This is a genomic window from Bradyrhizobium ontarionense (assembly GCF_021088345.1).
Classification (GTDB): Bacteria; Pseudomonadota; Alphaproteobacteria; order Rhizobiales; family Xanthobacteraceae; genus Bradyrhizobium; species Bradyrhizobium ontarionense.
The window spans coordinates 1,411,832-1,429,876 of record NZ_CP088156.1 but is presented as its reverse complement, the minus strand read 5'-3'; the positions used below and the strand labels follow the sequence as shown (position 1 = coordinate 1,429,876).

Genomic DNA, 18,045 nt, shown 5'->3' with positions numbered 1-18,045 from the left:
GCAAGAGGATCACACGGAAGGTTCTGCACCCTCATGAATTGGCCTGGGGATCCCTCGACCTCGAAGCGAACTGCCGGCGGCAGTCCGCTGGGTGCCTTCTTTCTTTGGATCGGCGGCTTCGGCGCCATCGAAGGTCTCGACGACGAAGCTCTGACCGAGCGCGACCGCCGTCGCATCCGCGCGCGGCAGATCGATGCCGTCGCGCGCCTCGTCCCGGTGACCATCGGTATCAATTTCGCGAACGCCGCCATCATTCTCGGCGTGTTCTGGAACACCGTCTCCAATCCCTTTCTCATCGCATGGGGTACTGCGATCGCCGTGGCGGGCGGCATGGCGATGCGTGGCTGGTGGCGCGCGCGCAAGTCGCGGCCGCAGGAGGCGTCGGAACGCGCCATCCGTCGCATGACGCTGCAGGCGTTCTTCCTCGCCTGCATCTGGGGATCGCTGCCGCTCATCGTGATGCCGCAGGTCGATGCGCATCTGCAGATCATCGTGGGCTCGCTGATGACCGGGATGATCTCCGGCGGCGCCTTCGCGATGTCGAGCGTGCCGCGGGCAGGCCTCGCCTACACCTGGACCTTGATGCTCGGCTCGGTGGGGTCGCTGTTTCTGTGCGGCGGCGCGCCCTATCTCGTGCTCGTCGTGTTCCTGCTGCTCTACACGTCCTTCATGGTGCGTCACCTGGTGTCGCACGGCAACGTGTTCCTGGAGAACCTGAAGGCGCAGATCCGTCACGAGCGGCAGAACGAGACGATCTCGCTGCTGCTCAAGGAGTTCCAGGAGAACGCCTCGAGCTGGCTGTGGCAGACCGACTCCGAGGGCCGCCTGATCGACGCGCCGCAGCGCTTTGCCGATGTGGCGCAGCTCCCGCTCGATCAGCTCAAGGGCGAGCGGCTCATCGACACGCTGAAATATCTCTGCCCGACGGATACGGCGACGCTTTCCACGTTTGCCGACCGCATGACCAAGCGGCTCTCGATCCCTGAGATCCTGATCCATGTCGTCGTGGCCGGCGGCGAGCGCCGCCGCTGGGCGCTGACCGCGCGGCCGGCGCGCGACTATGACGGCAAGTTCGCCGGCTATCGCGGCTTCGGACGCGACGTCACCGAGCGCTGGCGGGCCGAGCAGGCGGAGGCCGAGAGCAGGGCCAAGTCCGACTTCCTGGCGATGATGAGCCACGAGATCCGCACCCCCATGAACGGCGTGCTCGGGCTCGCCTCGACCTTGCTGGAGACCAAGCTCGACGACGAGCAGCGCCACGCCGTCATGACCATCCGTGAGTCCGGCGACAATCTGCAGCGCATCCTCAACGACATCCTCGATCTGTCCAAGCTCAACGCCGGCAAGCTGGAGTTCGAGACCGTCGATTTTTCGCCGGCCGCTCTGGTCGAGGCGGTGACCGCCATCATCGGCGTCAACGCGAAATCGAAGAGCCTGCTGGTCAATTCGGACATCGATCCGAAGCTGCCGCCGGCGCTCAAGGGCGACGTCGCGCGCATTCGCCAGGTGCTGATCAACCTCGCCTCCAACGCGGTGAAGTTCACCGAGCAGGGCGGCGTCACCATCGCCGTTGCCTGCCGCACCCGCGACGATCACAAGGCGACGATCGAGTGGCGCGTCTCCGACACCGGCATGGGCATTCCCGCCGATCGTGTCGGCAAGCTGTTCACCGATTTCGCCCAGGCCGATGCGTCGATCAACCGTCGCTTCGGCGGCACCGGGCTTGGGCTGGCGATCTCCCGGCGCATCATCGAGCAGATGGGCGGATCGATTGCGGTGTCGTCGGTCGCGGGCGAAGGTTCGACCTTCCGCTTCAGCCTGACCTTGCCGTGGAGCGACAAGCAGGTGTCCGATCAGCGCGGCGACCGGGTCGGCGCCGGTGACCTCAAGGCGCGGATCGAAGCGCTCGGCCGTCCCTTGCGCGTGCTGATCGCGGAGGATGACGCCACCAACCGCATGGTGGTGTCGAAGATGCTGCAGGAGTTCGCGGTCGACAAATGCATCGTTCCGGATGGCTTGCAGGCGGTGAAGGCGGCGGACGAACAGGAGTTCGATCTGGTGCTAATGGATGTCCGCATGCCGGAGATGGACGGCATCACCGCGACCCGGACCATCCGGGCCAAGGGTGGGCGGCTTGCCGAGCTGCCGATCATCGCGCTCACCGCGAACGCCTTCCCTGACGACATCAAGCAGTGCCGCGAGGCCGGCATGACGGACTTTTTGGCCAAGCCGCTGCGCAAGCCGGCCATGGTCGCGGCGATACTGAAGGCGATCGGGACGCCTGCATCGAGCGTCGAGGCGCCCAGTCTTGCGCCGTCCGACAGCCCTGTCGTGGCCGCCGAGGCCTGAGCCGAGACGAAGGGGAGTTTAGACCGAAAAGCTGGTGCCGCAGCCGCACGAGGCGGTGGCATTGGGATTGTTGATCCGGAACGAGGCGCCCATCAGGTCATCGACGAAATCGACCTCGGAGCCGGCGAGAAACGGCACCGAGGCCGGATCGACCAGGACGACCGCGCGGTCGCGCTCGATCACCAGATCGTCGTCGGCCTTGGCGCGGTCGACGTCGAACTTGTACTGGAAGCCGGAGCAGCCGCCGCCTTCGACCGAAATGCGCAGCATGGCGCCGGCCGTCTCCTTGCCGAGGATTTCCCCGATGCGGCGGGCGGCGCGTTCGCTGATGGTGACGGGGCCGGTCGAGGCTTCAGTCATGGCAAATGGTCTCCGGGAGGCTCGTCATGCCCTATTCATTTGGTGTCGGGCACTCCCCATAGTTAAGTGGCTCGCGTCGAGGAATCAAATCTCAAAGGGAACAATCGCCCGTGTCGGTTGGAATGGCTGCCCCCCGCGCTCCTTATTCCTGCGATCCCGATCGCAGCCGGGGCCGGTTGTTCGCCGAGCCGCCGTCCCGCACCCGCAGCCCCTTTCGCCGCGATTGCGACCGGGTCATCCATTCGACCGCCTTCCGGCGGCTCAAGCACAAGACCCAGGTGTTCGTCTTCCACGAGGGCGACCATTACCGGACCCGCCTGACCCATTCGCTGGAAGTCGCCCAGATCGCCCGCGCGCTGGCGCGCCAGCTCGGGCTCGACGAGGATCTCACCGAGACCCTGGCGCTGGCGCATGACATCGGCCATCCGCCATTCGGTCATGCCGGGGAGCGGGCGCTCAACCGCTGCATGGAGGCGCATGGCGGCTTTGACCACAACGCCCAGACCCTGCGAATCGTCACCGCGTTCGAGCAGCGCTATCCGGATTTCGATGGCCTCAATCTGACCTGGGAATCGCTCGAGGGCATCGTCAAGCACAACGGGCCGTTGCAGCAGCCGGTCCCGCAAGGGATTGCCGAGTTCAATGCCCGCTTCGACCTGGAGCTGCGGAGCTACGCCTCGCTCGAGGCCCAGGTCGCGGCCTTGTCCGACGACATCGCCTACGACGCCCACGACATCGACGACGGCCTGCGTGCCGGCCTGTTCACCGTGGACGACCTCAGGGAGGTTCCGCTGCTCGCCGCCATGATCGCTGAGATCGACCGCCAGTATCCGGGCCTCGACGACATCAGGCGCGGCGCCGAACTGGTGCGCGAGCTGATCTCCTATCTGATCGCGGCCGTCGCCGCCGAGGCCCAGAGCAGGATCGAGCGGACGCAACCGCTGTCGCCGCACGACGTGCGGCGGCACGCCGGCCCGCTGGTGGCGTTTCCGGGCGAGGTCGCCGGGCACGAGGCCACGATCAAGGCCTTTCTCTGGCAGCGGATGTACCGGCACGAGCGGGTGATGCGGGTGATGCGCGACGCCGAGCGAATCGTGGCCGACCTGTTCGGCCGCTATCAGGAGGACGGCGCGACGCTGCCGGCCGGCTGGCTGGAGGGCTGCGAGGGCGAGGGGGATCGCGCCCGCCGCATCAGCCATTTTATCGCCGGGATGACGGACCGTTTCGCCCTAACCGAGCACCATCGTCTTTTTGACTCGACCCCGGATTTGCGTTAGGCGGCGGCATGGTCGAACAAGCTTCCAACCTCCACCTTTTCGCGGACATGCTCGCGCGCGTGCATGCCGTCTGCGCCGCGCTCGCCAAGGACGGCGGCTGGCCGGAGGGCATCGATTTTTCGCGCGTGGTCGTCGAGCCGCCGCGCGATCCGAGCCACGGCGACATGGCGACGAATGCCGCCATGGTGCTTGCCAAGGAGGCAAAAGCCAAGCCGCGCGATCTCGCCGAGCAGATTGCCGAGCGGCTACGCGCCGACGCGCTGGTTGCGAAGGTCGACGTTGCCGGCCCTGGCTTCATCAATTTGACCCTGCAGCCGGCCGTCTGGGCGGCGGCGCTGCGCACGATCCTGCGCGAAGGCGAGGGATACGGCCGGATCGCTCCGGTTCCGGGCGCGCCGAAGGTGAACGTGGAGTACGTCTCCGCCAATCCGACCGGGCCGATGCATGTCGGCCATTGCCGCGGCGCCGTGTTCGGTGATGCGCTGTGCAGCCTGCTGCAGTTCGCCGGCCGCGACGTCACGCGCGAGTACTACATCAACGATGCCGGCGCCCAGGTCGACGTGCTCGCGCGTTCCGCCTTCCTGCGCTATCGCGAGGCGCTCGGCGAGGACATCGGCGCCATTCCGGAAGGACTTTATCCCGGCGACTATCTGAAGCCGGTCGGGCAGGCGCTCGTGGCCGAGCATGGCGACAAGCTCAAGGCGATGCCGGAAGCGCAATGGCTGCCGGTGGTGCGCGACAAGGCGATCACGATGATGATGGCCGAGATCAAGGACGATCTCGCGGCGCTCAACATCAGGCATGACGTGTTCTTCTCCGAGCGCTCGCTCATCAAGCAGGGAAACAACAAGGTCTCCGAGACCATCGATTTCCTGCGCGAGCGCGGCGACGTCTATGAAGGCCGCCTGCCGCCGCCGAAGGGCGCGGCGGTCGAAGACTGGGAGGATCGCGAGCAGCTCCTGTTTCGCGCCACCGCATATGGCGACGACGTGGATCGTCCGCTGATCAAGTCGGACGGCTCCTACACCTACTTCGCATCCGACATCGCCAATCACCGGCACAAGTTCGAGCGCGGCTTCGCCGACCTGATCGACGTGTTCGGCGCCGATCATGGCGGCTACATCAAGCGCATGCAGGCGGCGGTGAAGGCGGTGACGGCCGGGCAGGCGGTGCTCGACGTCAAGGTCGTCCAGCTCGTCAAGCTGTTGCGCAATGGCGAGCCGGTGAAGATGTCGAAGCGCTCCGGCGACTTCGTGACGCTGCGGGAAGTTGTTGATGAAGTGGGGCGCGATGCGGTCCGTTTCATGATGCTCTACCGCAAGAACGACGCCGTGCTCGATTTCGACCTCGCCAAGGTCATCGAGCAGTCGCGCGACAACCCGGTGTTCTACGTCCAGTATGGCCACGCGAGGGGACATTCGATTTTCCGCAATGCGCGGGAGATCTTCCCCGACGTTCCCGAGGATGCCGGCGCGCGGTTCGCGTTCCTTGGCCAGGCCAGCCTCGAAAAACTGTCGGATCCGGCCGAATTGAACCTCTTGAAACAGTTGGCGCTGTACCCACGTATTGTTGAGAGCGCGGCTCTGGCTCACGAGCCGCATCGGATCGCCTTCTATCTTTATGATCTTGCAAGCGAATTTCACGCCCTCTGGACTCGGGGGCGGGATTTGCCCTATTTACGCTTCATTATCGATGATGATGCAGAATTGACCAGGGCGCGCTTGGCCATGGTTCAGGGCGTCATCTCGGTTCTGGCGTCGGGACTTGCGATCTTGGGCGTTAATGCTCCTAATGCAATGCGCTGATTGGGGGAAACACGCGACTTCAGTTGGGCGCCTCGATCTGGCAGGGTCCGCCTTAGAACGCATGTGCGGCTCACCCGCAGGGACGCTTCATTACGATGGCTGATCGTTACCAGGACAGACCCTTTCCCGCAGATGGTTACGGCCGCGGTGGAAACCAGCAGGCCGATGCCGATCCGCTCGCCGAGCTTGCCCGCCTGATCGGGCAGAATGATCCTTTTGCGCAGTCGGGCCGCGCTACCCCGCGTGCGGCCGCCCGGCCCGCGGCTCCTCCCCCTGAACAGCCGGCCGCCGGCATGCCTCCCGCTGGTGCACCGGCATGGATGCAACGTGCGCCGAACCTGCCGCCGCAGCCCGCGGCCGCCAACCCCTTCGCCGATATGGGACGTGAGCCGCAGGCCGCACCCGCGCAATCCTTCCAAGGCGGCTATCAGGATCCGCGCGGCCGGGAGCCAGGCTATCCCGACCAGAATTTCGCACCGGGCGCAGGCTCCCGGCAGCAGGGCTATCCGAACCAGGAGTTTGCCGACCAGTTGTCCAAGCTCGATGACAGCGTCGGCGAGCAGCGTCACCGGTTTGCCGAGAACGACGCCGATTACAACCGCGGCTTCGATGACAACGAGCAGGACTCCACGCGCTATGACGATGCGCTGTTCGGGCAGGTGGGCTCCGATCAGCAGGGGTACCAGGGCGACAACGAGTTCCAGGACGGTCAGTACGGCTACCAGGACGGCTACGACGAGGGCGAGGAAGAGGAGCGTCCGCGCCGTCGCGGCGGGATGAGCACGGTCCTTGCGGTGCTGGCTCTGGCGGTCGTGGGTACCGGCGGTGCCTATGGCTACAAGACCTATCTGTCCTCTGCCCGGACCGGCGAGCCTCCGATCATCAGGGCCGATAACAGCCCGACCAAGATCATGGCGCAGCAGGATACGACACCGAAGGTGCCGGACCGGCTGCTCGGAAACGACGGCGGCGAGAAGCTGGTGTCGCGCGAAGAGGCGCCGATGGACCTCAATACCCGCGGCGGCAATCCGCGGGTCGTGTTCCCGCAGCTGAGTCAGAATGGAGCTCCGACGTCGCCTTCAAGTGCTGCATCGAACGGGATGCCCTCGCAAATGGCGAACGCGAACGGCATCCTGCCGAATAGTGATCCGCGGCCGATCAAGACGCTGTCCGTGAGCGGTGGCAATCAGCCGGCGGCCGATCCGGGCGGTGCTGCCATGGCGACGCCGCCTGCCACCAGGCCGGCGAAGGCAGGCAAGAAATCACCTGCCAATGCCAATGCGTCCGCGACCAACGACACCCCGATGTCGCTCACGCCGCAACCATCGATGCCGGCGACCACGCCCGCCCGCATCGCCACCGCGGTTCCGGTGACGGAGCAGACGACGAGCGGCGCCACCGGCGGCTATCTGGTGTCGATCTCGTCGCAGGCCAGCGAGACCGAGGCGATGACGTCGTACAAGGCCGTGCAGGACAAGTACGGCGCCGTGCTCGGCAAGTACGAACCGATCATCAAGCGCATGGACCTGGGCGAGAAGGGCGGTGTCAAGTACCGCGCGGCTGTCGGCCCCTTCGCGACGAAGGAAGAGGCCAACAAGATGTGCGGAACGTTGAAAACTGCCGGCGGACAGTGTTTCCCGTTTAGCAACCAGTAAGGCTTGCTTGACCGCCCCCAAGGCGGGGTCTATGCGGCCGGCATGACCATGCGGGCTTTCATTACCGGCACCTCCGGGCTGCACCTCAGCGAGGCCGAGCGCGACTTCATCCGCGACTTCAGGCCCTGGGGTTTCATCCTGTTCAAACGCAATGTGCAGTCACCGGAGCAAGTGACTGCACTCGTTCAAGAATTGCGGAATTGTGTCGGCCGTGCCGATGCCCCGGTCCTGATCGACCAGGAGGGCGGGCGGGTGCAGCGGCTGGGCCCACCGCACTGGCCGAGCTATCCCGCCGGCCGCGTGTTCGACCGGCTCTACGATCTTGATTCGGCGCTCGGCCTCCGCGCGGCCTGGCTCAGCGCCCGCCTCATCGCCGACGATCTGCATCGACTGGGGATTACGGTGGATTGTCTGCCGCTGGCCGACGTGCCGGTCGCCGGCGCCGATGCCGTGATCGGGGATCGCGCTTATGGCACGACGCCCGACAAGGTGGCGGCGATCGCCCGGGCGGTCACCGAAGGGCTGGCGCAGGGCGGCATCCTGCCGGTGCTGAAGCACATTCCGGGGCACGGCCGCGCCACCGCCGACACCCATGTCCGGCTGCCGACGGTGGACACGCCGGAAGCGGAGCTCGACGCGACCGATTTCGCCGCCTTCAAGGCGCTCGCCGACCTGCCGATGGCCATGACTGCACATGTTGTGTTTAGCGCGATCGACGGCGCCCATCCGGCCACGACTTCTGCGACAATGATCGAACGCGTGATTCGCGCACGGATCGGGTTCCAGGGTTTGTTGATGAGTGATGACGTCTCCATGAATGCCTTGGCTGGATCGATCGCCGAGCGCACGCGCGCGATCTTCACGGCCGGATGCGACATGGTTCTGCATTGTAACGGAAAGCTCGACGAGATGCAGGCCGTGGTGGCCGAAACGCCGGAGCTTGCCGGGGAGGCCCTGGCTCGGGCCGATCGCGCACTTGCGGCGCGCAAGGCACCCGCAGGTTTCGACCGGAGCGCCGTACGTGCCGAGCTCGATGCCTTGATCAACCGGCTGGGACCAGCGAGCGTATGACTGCGGAAATTCTGTCGTTTGAGACCGGCCGGCCCGCTGAGCTGGCCGAGGCCGAACCCTCATTGGTCGTCGATGTCGAGGGCTATGAAGGTCCGCTGGACCTGCTGCTCGCACTGGCGCGGCAGCAGAAGGTCGATCTCGCCAAGATGTCGATCCTGGCGCTCGCCGACCAATATCTCCAGTTCATCGAGGCAGCCCGCAAGATCCGGCTCGAACTGGCGGCCGACTATCTGGTGATGGCAGCGTGGCTCGCGTTCCTGAAATCGCGCCTGTTGCTGCCGGAGCCGCCGGCCGCGGAAGGGCCGAGCGCCGAGGAGATGGCGACCGCGCTGGCCAACCGCCTGCGCCGGCTGGAGGCCATCCGCGAGGCTGCCAACCGCCTGATGAACAGGCCGCAGTTCCAGCGCGACGTGTTCCCGCGCGGCAATCCGGAAGCGATCGCGGAAGTCCGTCATCCGAAGTTCACCGCGACCCTGTTCGACCTGCTGTCGGCCTACGCCATTCAGCGGCAGTCGCGCGTCGTCACGTCCGTCCATATGGCCAAGCGCACCGTCTGGTCGCTCGCCGAGGCGCGCGCCTCGCTCGAGCGGCTGGTCGGCATGACTGAGGTGTCGGACGACTGGGGATGTCTCGACGACTACCTTTTGGACTACGTCGCCGAGCCTGCGCAAAAGGCCACCGTCTTCGCATCGAGCTTTGCAGCCGTGCTGGAGCTGGTCCGCGAAGGCAAGCTTGAGCTGAACCAGAAGCAGGCGTTCGCGCCGCTGTATTTTCGTAAGCGTCCACCGATCCAGTCCGGCGCCATGGCTGCGCCGGACTTGACGGTTGAGTAACGAACAAGGAGACCCTGCCATGGCAAGCTTGGCGGAACTGCGCATGGAAGAGCCCGACGAGATCGTGGCAAACGAGCCGGAGGCGCGCCCCGAAGAATTGCGCATCCTCGAGGCGCTCCTGTTCGCCTCGGCGGAGCCGCTCGAGCAGGCCACGCTCGCCAAGCGCATGCCCGACGGCGTCGACATCAAGGCCGCGCTGGCGCAGCTGCAGGCAGAGTATGCCACCCGTGGCGTCAACCTCGTGCGTGTCGCCAACAAGTGGACCTTTCGTACCGCCGGCGATCTTGCCTGGTTGATGACGCGTGAGAGCACCGAGACGCGCAAGCTCTCGCGCGCGGCGATCGAGGTTCTGGCGATCGTCGCCTATCATCAGCCGGTCACACGGGCCGAGATCGAAGAGATCCGCGGCGTCGTCACCTCCAAGGGAACGTTGGATGTCCTGCTGGAGACCGGCTGGATCAAGCCGCGCGGTCGCCGCAAGAGCCCGGGCCGGCCGTTGACCTTCGGAACCACCGATGCCTTCCTGACCCAGTTCAGCCTGGAGACGCTGGGTGACCTGCCCGGCCTGGAAGAGCTGAAGGGCACGGGCCTGCTGGATTCGCGGCTGCCGACCGGCTTCACGGTTCCCACGCCGTCGGACGATCCGACCCTGCGTGAGGACGAGGAACCGCTTGATCCGGGTGATCTCGATCTGGCGCTCGCGCCAGCTGTCGAGATCGAGTCCGGCGAAGCCGGGACCGCAGAGGGCGAAACGGCACCAGTGGAAGCCGCCATCGCCGAAACTGCGGAGGTGGGAACAGCAGGGGCGGACCTGGCCGCTAAGGAAGACGAGGCCGCCTCGCAATTTGCCGTCGGCGATGTCGAGGTCTCGAGCGTCGACGCTGAAGCCGAGATCGCCGAGGTGAGCGTTACCGTCGAGGAGTTCGTCGCCGATCAGGATGACGAGGCCGTTGCCGAGCTGGTTGATCTTTCGGCCGAGGCTGAAGCTCCGGTTGAGGAAGAAGCCGAGGCCGAGGTTGAGGTCGACGGAACTGATGACGGCGGCGACCTCGATACCGACGAGGACGGTTCGTCGCACCAGGAAGGGTAGCGGCGCCGCGGCCGTTAACACTCGCGTTATTGCGTAGGTTCGGCCGCGATTTGACGGGGCTGAAGTGCTTGTTTTTGGGGGCGCCGACGCCTACCTTCCGGGCCAGAATGGGCTATCCGCGAGCTGATTTTGGTCCAGTTCGTGTTGCTGTTTCGCAACCGAATGCTAGAAGCGAAATGACGCGGTCAAGTCCATGGGATATGGCGCGACTTCGGCGGTAACTTCGACGAGCAGTCGTCGAAGGGCCGTGCCGATGTTTGGAGGGTTGCAGGATGGGTTCGCTTAGCATTTGGCACTGGATCGTGGTGATCGCGGTCGTCCTGCTCCTGTTCGGGCGCGGCAAGATCTCCGATCTGATGGGCGACGTCGCGCAGGGGATCAAGGCCTTCAAGAAAGGCATGCAGGACGACGACAAGGCGCCGGAGAAGACCGAGCCGGTCAAGTCGATCGATCATGGCGCGACGCCTTCGGCCACCCGCACGGATGTCGGCAGCAAGGCCGTTTGATCTGCGCGTGAAGGGCGCGGGCGGCGCGCGCTCCCGCACGGACGGGACCTGCTCGGACAGGCCCGGGCAAGGCGGGATGTTAGGGCGTCGTCGCGTAGGCGGATTGTTTCATGTTCGATATCGGGTGGAGTGAACTGCTCGTCATTGGGGTCGTCGCGTTGATTGCGATCGGTCCCAAGGAGCTACCGGGCGTTCTGCGCATGGTCGGGCAATGGATGGGCAAGGCCCGCCGGATGGCGTCCGAGTTCCAGGGCCAGTTCCAGGAAGCCATGCGCGAGGCCGAAATGGCCGACCTCAAGAAGAGCTTCGATGAGGTCAAGGAGGCTGCGAGCGGTTTCTCCCCCACCGGCCTGATGACGTCGCTGCAGCGTGATGTCGACAAGGCGCTCGACATCGAGGGGGTCGACAAGCCCGCCGAGGCGTCTGCGCCCGCCACGGACGCGGTCGCCGCTTCGCCCGAGACCCCTGTGATTCCCACCACTCCTGAATCTGCGCGTCCCGAAACCTTCGTGGAAGCCGAGGCTCATCAGGCGGCGAGCGAGCCATTGGCGATCGTGCGCGAGATCACCCCGGAGCCGCAGCCGGAAGTGCCGGCACCGGCAGAGGCCGAACGTCTGAAGGACGCCAAAGCGTCATGACCGTCGACGACATCGAGGCCAGCAAAGCCCCATTGATGGACCACCTGATCGAGCTGCGCTCGCGGCTGATCAAGGCGCTGCTCGGCTTCGGCGTGGCCTTCATCTTCTGCTTCTTCTTCGCCAAGCAGATCTACAACATCCTGGTGCTGCCGTTCGTCTGGGTTGCAGGACCGGAGAACAGCAAGTTCATCTACACGCAGCTGCTCGAATATTTCATCACGCAGCTGAAGCTCGCGATGTTCGGCGCCGGCTTCATTTCGTTCCCGATCGTGGCCGGGCAGATCTACGCGTTCGTCGCGCCCGGGCTGTATCGCCACGAACGCAATGCGTTTCTACCCTACCTCATTGCGACCCCCGTCTTCTTCGTGCTCGGCGCCATGCTGGTCTATTTCGCGGTATGGCCGATGATTGTGCGCTTCTCACTGGGCATGCAGCAGCTTGGCGGCCCCGAGACAGCGCAGATCGCGCTGATGCCCAAGGTCGGCGAATATCTGTCGCTGATGATGTCGCTGATCTTCGCCTTCGGCATCGCCTTCCAGCTGCCGGTGATCCTGACCCTGCTCGGCCGCATCGGCATCGTCACCTCGAAGATGCTCAAGGAGAAGCGGCGCTATTTCATCGTGATCGCCTTCATCATTGCTGCGGTGCTCACGCCGCCGGACGTGCTGAGCCAGGCCTCCTTGGCGATCCCGCTGCTGGCGCTCTACGAAGGCGCCATCATCGCGGTGGGCTTCGTCGAGAAGCAGGCAGCTGCCGCCAAGTCCGGCTCCGGGTCCGGCTCTGGCCCCACGTCCGGCTCCGACAACCCGCCGACCAATCCGGCCGGGTAGGCGCCAAGCGTAGCGGGCTCGGCTCGCGCCCGGTCCCGGGCGTTGCCTGTTCCCATCCGCGGCCATTCGCGGTAGTGCAAGCCGCTCCGCGCGCCGGGGCGACTCGCCCCTATTTTTCGTTCCCAGGACCGAACGACCATGCACGACATCAGATCGATCCGCGACAATCCGCAAGGTTTCGATGCGGCGCTGACGCGCCGGGGTCTGTCGCCCCAGTCGTCGCAACTGCTCGCCATCGACGAACGGCGTCGTGCCGCGATCCTGGCGTCGGAGCAGGCGCAGGCTCGGCGCAACGCCGCCTCGAAGGAAATCGGCGAGGCCAAGAAGGCCAAGGATGACGCGCGCGCGTCAGCGCTGATGGAGGAGGTTGCCAAGCTCAAGACGACGATGCCGGAGCTCGAAGCTGCCGCGAAGCAGGCCGACGATGAGCTGGCGCGCGAGCTGTCGGCGATTCCCAACCTGCCGCTCGACGAGGTGCCCGACGGCAAGGACGAGCACGACAACGTCGAGCGCCACGTGTTCGGCGCCAGGCGCAACTACGCCTTTGCGCCGAAGCCGCACGACGATCTCGGCGCAGGTCTCGGCACCATGGACTTCGAGTCCGCGGCGAAGCTGTCGGGCGCCCGGTTTGTCGTGCTGAAGAAGGGATTGGCGCGGCTCGAGCGTGCGCTCGGGCAGTTCATGCTCGACCTGCATACGACCGAGCATGGCTACACCGAAATCAATCCGCCGCTGCTGGTGCGCAACGAGGTCATGTTCGGCACCGGGCAATTGCCGAAGTTCGAGGACGATCAGTTCTGGGCCGTGAAGGGCGAACTGATTGCGGCGCCGGATGAGCGCCTCAAGACCGAGCGGCTCGGCCTCATACCGACGGCAGAAGTCGCGCTGACCAATCTGGTGCGCGAATCGATCGTCGACGACAAGGAGCTGCCGATGCGGCTCACGGCGCTGACGCCGTGCTTCCGCGCCGAGGCGGGCGCGGCCGGCCGCGATACCCGCGGCATGATCCGCCAGCACCAGTTCACCAAGGTCGAGCTGGTGTCGATCACGACGCCGGAGACCAGCAAAGACGAGCATGAACGCATGCTGGCCTGCGCCGAGGAGGTGCTGCGCCGGCTCGATCTGCACTATCGCGTCATTACGCTGTGCACGGGCGACATGGGCTTCTCCTCGCAGAAGACCTACGACATCGAGGTCTGGATGCCCGGGCAGGGCGACGGCGGCGCTTTCCGCGAGATCTCCAGCTGTTCGGTCTGCGGCGACTTCCAGGCCAGGCGCATGAATGCGCGCTATCGCGGCAGCGACGGCAAGCCGCGTTTCGTGCACACATTGAACGGCTCCGGTACCGCGGTCGGCCGTGCGCTGATCGCGGTCATGGAGACCTATCAGCAGGCTGACGGTTCGATCGCGGTGCCCGATGTGCTGCAGCCCTACATGGGCGGCCTCAAGCTGGTTGCTGCGGAGCCATAAGGCCGCGACAAATCGCGTCCGGGCCGATCGCCGCCGTTGCGCGGCGACCGGTGAGTCGTATCCTCTGGTTCTGTTCAGCCATCGCTTTTCAGAAACCGGCGCCATGGCCCTGCATCGGGATATCTTCTGGATCGGACGCCAGTGGGCCGTGACCGGCCATGGCCTGCAGGCGGTCGATCAGCGCCTCAAGGGAGCGTTCGATATCGATCGGTCGAGGGTCTGGGACGACGGTCTGCTCGACCCTCTGCGGAAGCAGGCCTGGTTCAACGAGGTCGATTTCGAGAAGGCGCTCGGCACCGCGCGGGCGCGTTTTCCGGCGGCAGAGCAACCGGGGCAGGCGCAGCCTCCCGCAGCACCCGACCAGCCTGTCTCAGCGCTCCGCCTGTGCACGCGGGGACGGCTCGCAAGATTCCTGCCGCAGTGGCGGATTCGGTACTGAACCGCGAATTCGGCCGGGGCGGCAGGTTTGCCTCGATGCTGCGCAGCAGATAAGACACCGCGGCAATTGTTTCGAACGGGGATGGATAAAGGTGGCCATGCGGATTCTCTGCACCAACGACGACGGGATCCATGCGCCGGGCCTCAAGGTGATCGAAGAGATCGCGCGCGCTTTGTCCGACGACGTCTGGATCGTCGCTCCCGAACTCGACCAGAGCGGCGTATCGCATTCGCTCTCGCTGAATGATCCCTTGCGGCTGCGCGAGGTCGGTCCGCGGCATTTCGCGGTGCGCGGCACGCCAACGGACTGCGTCATCATGGGAGCGCGCCATATCCTGGGGGCCAAGCTGCCCGACCTGGTGCTGTCCGGCGTGAACAAGGGCCGCAACGTCGCCGAGGACGTGGTCTATTCGGGCACGATCGCCGGCGCACTCGAAGGCACGATCCTCGGTCTGCCGTCGTTTGCGCTGTCGCAGGAATTCAGCATTGCCACGCGCGACAAGCCGTCCTGGGATACTGCGCTCAAATTCGGCCCGCAGATCGTGCGTAAGGTGCTCGAGGCCGGTGTGCCCCGGAACACGGTGATCAACGTCAACTTCCCGTCCTGCACGCCCGACGAGGTCAAGGGGATCGTGGTGACCCGCCAGGGCAAGCGCAATCTCGGTTTCCTGAAGGTCGACGAGCGCCGCGACGGTCGCGGCAATCCCTATTTCTGGATCGGCTTCGACCGCGCTGCAGCATTGGACGTGCCCGATGAAGGGACCGATCTGGCGGCGCTGGCCGCGCACTACGTGTCGGTGACGCCGTTGCGGCTGGATCGCACGGACGAGGCGTTCTCGGGCAAGCTCAGCGACATTCTCGGCTGAAGGCGCTGTCTTCTCTACCGCGGCGGCTCCGCGCCACGCAGCGCGTGATCGATGGCCTTGCTGAGCGTCTCGAGCTGGAATGGCTTCTGCAAAGCCGGCCGGTCGCGATACTCCTCGGGCAATCCCGACGAGCCATAGCCGGTTGCGAAGATGAAAGGCCGGTTGCGCGCCTTGATCACATCGGCCACCGGCGAGATCACCTTGCCGTTGACGTTCACGTCCAGGATCGCGAGGTCGAAATAGGTACTCTCGGCCAGCCGCATCGCTTCGCCGATCTCGCCGGCTTCGGCCGCGACCGTGTAGCCGAGCTCCTCGAGCATGTCGGCGACCATCATCCTGATCATGACTTCGTCTTCAACCAGAAACACGGAGCCGCGTGGCGGCCGTGGTGCAGTCATGATGTCAGTCCTTGCCCATACCGATTCGACGTTCGCAAATAACGGCTTATGGCGCAACGTCAACAATCTCGTCTGGTTCGCCATAGCCTCGTCGCGCGGGGACATAACCGCCCCTTGTTTAACAAAACCGTTCTGCAATGGTTCCGCTTCAGGAGGAGCTTCCGGGGCGATGTCCGGCGCGTACCATCCGTAGTCGCGGGGGATGAACGGAAAACCTGTGCGCAACGCGCGGATGATGATCTAGATTGCGCAGAGGTGAACAACCGATAGCGTGATGGCCAGCCCTCCTCCCGAGAAGATGATGTTTCAGCTGACCCTGCGTCGGCGCGGGATCAGTGATCAGGCGGTCCTGCGCGCGATGGAGGAGGTGCCGCGGGAGGAGTTCGTTCTGCCGGGCGATCGTGTGCACGCCTACCGCGACAGCGCAATGGCGATCGCCTGCGGGCAGACCATCAGCCAGCCCTTCGTCGTCGCCTACATGACCGAGCAGCTGAAGCTGCAGAAGAACCACCGCGTGCTCGAAATCGGGACCGGGTCGGGATACCAGGCCGCGATCTTGTCCCGGCTCACTGCCAACGTCCTGACGGTGGAACGATTCCGTACGCTTGCCGACAAGGCGCGTGAGCGGCTGGAGAAGCTCGGCTGCTTCAACGTGGAGGTGATGCTGGGCGATGGCTTCGCGCTCCCCCCCGGGGCCGGCCAGTTCGACCGCATCATCGTGACCGCCGCGATGGAGGAGATTCCCCAGAGCCTGCTCGATCGGCTGGAGCCTGACGGTATCCTGATCGCGCCGGTCGGCCCTCATCATGGGGTGCAGACGCTCGTGCGGGTGACGCGAACGGGCGATCGTTTCGATCGCAGGGAGCTCGTCGACGTGCGATTTGTGCCGGCAATTCCAGGGATTGCGCGCGAACTTTAAACGAGCGGATCAGCAGGTCCCACAACGCTTTATTTGCGGCTTAAGCGCTTATTTACCGCGGCTGTGTTTACTCGAATTCGTTGTTTGTTGCGTACGAGTGAGTAACCATGCCCGTCATCGTCGAGTTGCCTCGCTCGCGCCGCCTGCCGCAGATCGCGGCGCTGGCGCTGATGTCGTTCGGCGTTGCCGGCTGCAGCGCCGACATGTCGACGCGGTTGTCCCAGGCGCAAAGTCCGTTTTCGAATCCCTTTGCATCGGACGCGACCGGTTCGGTGCAGGCGCCGCCGGCCGCGGCACGGCCGCAGCCGCAATACGCTCCGGCCCCGGCGCCCGCCTATTCGTCCTCCGCGCTGCCCCCGCCAGCTGTCGGGGCACCCCAGTCCTATCCATCCGGCGGCGGCGTATCGTCGGGAGGGCGCGGCGTCGCGTCTTATGCGCCACCGGCCTCGGTTCCGGTGCCTCAGACCTACGCAGCGCCAACGCGCGCCTATGCGCCACCGGCACAACCGCAGCTCGAGACCACCGGCGCCGTTCCGCCGCGCTCGGTCGTAGCCGCGCGTCCGGCCGGCGGCACCAAGATCATCGTAGGCACCAGCGATACGCTCGATATCCTCGCCAAGCGTTATCGTGTGACGCCGGCTGAGATCATGGCCGCCAACGGCTATAAGGGGCCACGTGCCCTGTCGCCCGGCCAGCAACTGATCATTCCGCATCCGGGCATGGTCGCCGCTGCGCCGGCAGCGCAGCCCGTCGCCGCGGCGCCAATGGTGGCGCCGAGGCCGGTTGCGGTCACGGCACCCGTGACGCCCGCCACCGTTCATTTCGTCAATCGCGGCGAAACGCTGGCCGGTATCGCGCGCCAGAACCACGTCTCGCCGGCTGAGCTCGCGCGCGCCAACAATCTCGACCAGGCTTCGCCTCTGAAGCTCGGTGCCAGGCTGACCGTCCCTGGCAAGACCGCAGCGGTCGCTGCGCCCGTGGCTCCGGTCGCGACCGTTCCCCAGGCGGTTGCGACCGTCCCGGCGCCGGCGCCGACCACGCGGGTGGCGACGGCAGGCCAGGTCCAGAGCGTCCGTCTGGCCCAGGCCAATCCGGCACCCGAAAAAGAAGAGGAGCCGGTGCGGCCGGCCGAGACCACGAGTTCGTTGCCCACCTTCCGCTGGCCGGCACGCGGCAAGGTGATCACGAGCTACGGCGCGAAGACCAACGGCAAGTCCAATGACGGCATCAACATCGCAGTGCCCGAGGGCACGCCGGTGAAGGCTGCCGAGGATGGCGTCGTTGCTTACGCCGGTAATGAATTGAAGGGCTACGGCAATCTGGTCCTGGTGCGGCATTCCAACGGCTACGTCACCGCATATGCCCATGCGAGTGAGCTGATGGTGAAGCGCGGCGATCCGATCAAGCGCGGCCAGATCATTGCCAAGTCGGGTCAATCGGGAGAAGTCGGATCGCCGCAGCTCCACTTCGAGATCCGCAAGGGGTCGTCGCCGGTTGACCCGCTGCAATTCCTCAACGGGGCGTGAGGCCGAAGAGGTCA

General features: G+C 65.5%; 17 protein-coding genes. 15 read left to right on the top strand and 2 right to left on the bottom strand.

Annotated features, from left to right (window positions below; translation table 11 throughout):
* The first annotated feature begins 33 nt into the window (after nt 1–33).
* Nucleotides 34–2,349 carry a PAS domain-containing sensor histidine kinase gene (locus LQG66_RS06320; RefSeq protein ID WP_231324491.1) on the top strand — a complete coding sequence of 772 codons (2,316 nt, stop codon included), beginning with the start codon at nt 34–36 and terminating at the stop codon, nt 2,347–2,349.
* An 18-nt stretch (nt 2,350–2,367) separates the two neighbouring features.
* Here LQG66_RS06320 and erpA read toward each other — a convergent pair whose 3' ends face one another.
* Entirely contained in the window at nt 2,368–2,709 is a 342-nt protein-coding gene (gene erpA / locus LQG66_RS06315; protein WP_231324489.1) for an iron-sulfur cluster insertion protein ErpA, read from the bottom strand.
* Between the two features lie 110 nt (nt 2,710–2,819).
* On the opposite strand from erpA, the gene LQG66_RS06310 reads away from it, so the two are divergent.
* From LQG66_RS06310 to surE, 12 genes are all read left to right on the top strand, one after another.
* Entirely contained in the window at nt 2,820–3,986 is a 1,167-nt protein-coding gene (locus tag LQG66_RS06310; RefSeq protein WP_231324487.1) for a deoxyguanosinetriphosphate triphosphohydrolase, read from the top strand.
* Nucleotides 3,987–3,994: 8 nt separating this feature from the next.
* On the top strand, nt 3,995–5,791 hold the full coding sequence (gene argS / locus LQG66_RS06305; RefSeq protein WP_231324485.1) for an arginine--tRNA ligase: 1,797 nt from the start codon (nt 3,995–3,997) through the stop codon (nt 5,789–5,791).
* A gap of 95 nt (nt 5,792–5,886) precedes the next feature.
* Nucleotides 5,887–7,446, top strand: coding sequence for an SPOR domain-containing protein (locus tag LQG66_RS06300; protein ID WP_231324483.1), 1,560 nt, complete (start codon nt 5,887–5,889; stop codon nt 7,444–7,446).
* A gap of 42 nt (nt 7,447–7,488) precedes the next feature.
* Complete coding sequence (gene nagZ / locus LQG66_RS06295) at nt 7,489–8,517, top strand: beta-N-acetylhexosaminidase (RefSeq protein WP_231324482.1); 1,029 nt, start codon at nt 7,489–7,491, stop codon at nt 8,515–8,517.
* Nucleotides 8,514–9,350, top strand: a complete 837-nt coding sequence (locus LQG66_RS06290; RefSeq protein ID WP_231324479.1) for a segregation and condensation protein A — start codon at nt 8,514–8,516, stop codon at nt 9,348–9,350. Before nagZ ends, LQG66_RS06290 begins: the two co-directional genes overlap by 4 nt.
* 19 nt (nt 9,351–9,369) lie before the next feature.
* Nucleotides 9,370–10,440, top strand: a complete 1,071-nt coding sequence (gene scpB, locus LQG66_RS06285; RefSeq protein ID WP_231324477.1) for an SMC-Scp complex subunit ScpB — start codon at nt 9,370–9,372, stop codon at nt 10,438–10,440.
* A 272-nt stretch (nt 10,441–10,712) separates the two neighbouring features.
* Nucleotides 10,713–10,946 (top strand): twin-arginine translocase TatA/TatE family subunit, encoded by a 234-nt coding sequence (locus tag LQG66_RS06280; protein ID WP_006614346.1) that lies wholly within the window; start codon nt 10,713–10,715, stop codon nt 10,944–10,946.
* Between the two features lie 110 nt (nt 10,947–11,056).
* Nucleotides 11,057–11,584: a Sec-independent protein translocase protein TatB gene (gene tatB / locus LQG66_RS06275; protein ID WP_231324475.1), complete on the top strand. Its 528-nt coding sequence runs from the start codon at nt 11,057–11,059 to the stop codon at nt 11,582–11,584.
* Nucleotides 11,581–12,414, top strand: coding sequence for a twin-arginine translocase subunit TatC (gene tatC / locus LQG66_RS06270; protein WP_231324473.1), 834 nt, complete (start codon nt 11,581–11,583; stop codon nt 12,412–12,414). The genes tatB and tatC overlap by 4 nt, the downstream gene beginning before the upstream one ends.
* A gap of 138 nt (nt 12,415–12,552) precedes the next feature.
* Entirely contained in the window at nt 12,553–13,884 is a 1,332-nt protein-coding gene (gene serS, locus LQG66_RS06265) for a serine--tRNA ligase (protein ID WP_231324471.1), read from the top strand.
* Nucleotides 13,885–13,987: 103 nt separating this feature from the next.
* Nucleotides 13,988–14,323, top strand: a complete 336-nt coding sequence (locus LQG66_RS06260; RefSeq protein ID WP_231324469.1) for a hypothetical protein — start codon at nt 13,988–13,990, stop codon at nt 14,321–14,323.
* Nucleotides 14,324–14,420: 97 nt separating this feature from the next.
* Nucleotides 14,421–15,188 (top strand): 5'/3'-nucleotidase SurE, encoded by a 768-nt coding sequence (gene surE / locus LQG66_RS06255; protein WP_231324467.1) that lies wholly within the window; start codon nt 14,421–14,423, stop codon nt 15,186–15,188.
* A 14-nt stretch (nt 15,189–15,202) separates the two neighbouring features.
* On the opposite strand, the gene LQG66_RS06250 is transcribed toward surE, so the two are convergent.
* Nucleotides 15,203–15,586, bottom strand: coding sequence for a response regulator (locus LQG66_RS06250; protein WP_231327708.1), 384 nt, complete (start codon nt 15,584–15,586; stop codon nt 15,203–15,205).
* Between the two features lie 274 nt (nt 15,587–15,860).
* On the opposite strand from LQG66_RS06250, the gene LQG66_RS06245 reads away from it, so the two are divergent.
* Entirely contained in the window at nt 15,861–16,505 is a 645-nt protein-coding gene (locus tag LQG66_RS06245; RefSeq protein ID WP_425601293.1) for a protein-L-isoaspartate(D-aspartate) O-methyltransferase, read from the top strand.
* Nucleotides 16,506–16,612: 107 nt separating this feature from the next.
* The gene (locus LQG66_RS06240) at nt 16,613–18,031 is read left to right on the top strand and encodes a LysM peptidoglycan-binding domain-containing M23 family metallopeptidase (RefSeq protein WP_231324465.1); all 1,419 of its coding nucleotides are present in this window, start codon (nt 16,613–16,615) and stop codon (nt 18,029–18,031) included.
* The last annotated feature ends 14 nt before the right edge of the window (nt 18,032–18,045 follow it).

What these genes read in the sequence shown, in the direction of transcription:
- LQG66_RS06320 (WP_231324491.1), top strand. Translation starts at nt 34, where the DNA reads ATGAATTGGCCTGGGGATCCCTCGACCTCGAAGCGAACTGCCGGCGGC.
- erpA (WP_231324489.1), bottom strand. Translation starts at nt 2,709, where the DNA reads ATGACTGAAGCCTCGACCGGCCCCGTCACCATCAGCGAACGCGCCGCC.
- argS (WP_231324485.1), top strand. Translation starts at nt 3,995, where the DNA reads ATGGTCGAACAAGCTTCCAACCTCCACCTTTTCGCGGACATGCTCGCG.
- LQG66_RS06300 (WP_231324483.1), top strand. Translation starts at nt 5,887, where the DNA reads ATGGCTGATCGTTACCAGGACAGACCCTTTCCCGCAGATGGTTACGGC.
- nagZ (WP_231324482.1), top strand. Translation starts at nt 7,489, where the DNA reads ATGACCATGCGGGCTTTCATTACCGGCACCTCCGGGCTGCACCTCAGC.
- LQG66_RS06290 (WP_231324479.1), top strand. Translation starts at nt 8,514, where the DNA reads ATGACTGCGGAAATTCTGTCGTTTGAGACCGGCCGGCCCGCTGAGCTG.
- scpB (WP_231324477.1), top strand. Translation starts at nt 9,370, where the DNA reads ATGGCAAGCTTGGCGGAACTGCGCATGGAAGAGCCCGACGAGATCGTG.
- LQG66_RS06280 (WP_006614346.1), top strand. Translation starts at nt 10,713, where the DNA reads ATGGGTTCGCTTAGCATTTGGCACTGGATCGTGGTGATCGCGGTCGTC.
- tatB (WP_231324475.1), top strand. Translation starts at nt 11,057, where the DNA reads ATGTTCGATATCGGGTGGAGTGAACTGCTCGTCATTGGGGTCGTCGCG.
- tatC (WP_231324473.1), top strand. Translation starts at nt 11,581, where the DNA reads ATGACCGTCGACGACATCGAGGCCAGCAAAGCCCCATTGATGGACCAC.
- serS (WP_231324471.1), top strand. Translation starts at nt 12,553, where the DNA reads ATGCACGACATCAGATCGATCCGCGACAATCCGCAAGGTTTCGATGCG.
- LQG66_RS06260 (WP_231324469.1), top strand. Translation starts at nt 13,988, where the DNA reads ATGGCCCTGCATCGGGATATCTTCTGGATCGGACGCCAGTGGGCCGTG.
- surE (WP_231324467.1), top strand. Translation starts at nt 14,421, where the DNA reads ATGCGGATTCTCTGCACCAACGACGACGGGATCCATGCGCCGGGCCTC.
- LQG66_RS06250 (WP_231327708.1), bottom strand. Translation starts at nt 15,586, where the DNA reads ATGACTGCACCACGGCCGCCACGCGGCTCCGTGTTTCTGGTTGAAGAC.
- LQG66_RS06245 (WP_425601293.1), top strand. Translation starts at nt 15,861, where the DNA reads ATGGCCAGCCCTCCTCCCGAGAAGATGATGTTTCAGCTGACCCTGCGT.
- LQG66_RS06240 (WP_231324465.1), top strand. Translation starts at nt 16,613, where the DNA reads ATGCCCGTCATCGTCGAGTTGCCTCGCTCGCGCCGCCTGCCGCAGATC.